The sequence below is a fragment of the Streptomyces sp. WM6386 genome, from assembly GCF_000972385.1.
In the GTDB taxonomy this organism is placed as follows: Bacteria; Actinomycetota; Actinomycetes; order Streptomycetales; family Streptomycetaceae; genus Streptomyces.
This window is the reverse complement of sequence record NZ_JXTE01000336.1, coordinates 1-681: the sequence shown is the minus strand read 5'-3', so window position 1 is coordinate 681 and position 681 is coordinate 1. Positions and strand designations below refer to the sequence as shown.

The window sequence follows — 681 nt, the reverse complement described above, 5'->3', positions numbered from 1 at the left end:
GACCTGACAAGGACGATCAGCGTGCCGCGCCCCGGTGACATCCGCTTGCCTGCCGCCCCGGCCAGGTCCGCGACACCGCATGCCGTCGCCCGCTGGTGCGCCGCCCAGGGCTGGCCGGTCCATCCTCTGGCTCCCGGCCGCAAGACCCCGGCCGCCAACTGCCCCGAGTGCAGGGACCGAAGCCACGACCCGAAGACATGCCCCTGCCTGCCCGCAGGACGCCCCTGCCACGGTTTCCACGCCGCCACCACCGACGTGCGGTACATCGACGCCTGGTGGGGGAGCAGCAGCCCCTCCGCAGGCGTAGGTGTCGCCTGCGGTCCGGCCGAGCTCGTCGTCCTCGACGTGGATGCGCACAGCGTCCAGGTCCCCGACCGCAGCCGCCTCCTGCCGGGCATCCCCAACCCCGATGCCGTGAATCTCACCGGCCTCGCCTCGGGCTTCGACACCCTCGCCCTTCTGGCGGCCTTCCGGGGCCAGCCCGACCCGACCCACGACGAGACGACCCTCCGCGTGCGCACGCCCTCCGGAGGCCTGCACATCTGGTACCGAAACCCGCACCCGGCAACCCGGTTGCGTTGCTCGACCGGCTCCAGCCCCAAGGTCGCGCTGGCCTGGCAGGTCGATGTGAGGGCCGACGGCGGGTACATCATCGCCCCCACCACCCGCACCGCACAGGGC

1 protein-coding gene is annotated in these 681 nt (G+C 73.0%); it reads left to right on the top strand.

Annotated elements, in window-relative coordinates; all coding sequences use genetic code 11:
- Positions 1–45 precede the first annotated feature (45 nt).
- A partial coding sequence (locus TN53_RS41565; protein WP_046264083.1) for a bifunctional DNA primase/polymerase occupies positions 46–681 on the top strand: 636 nt, incomplete at its 3' end.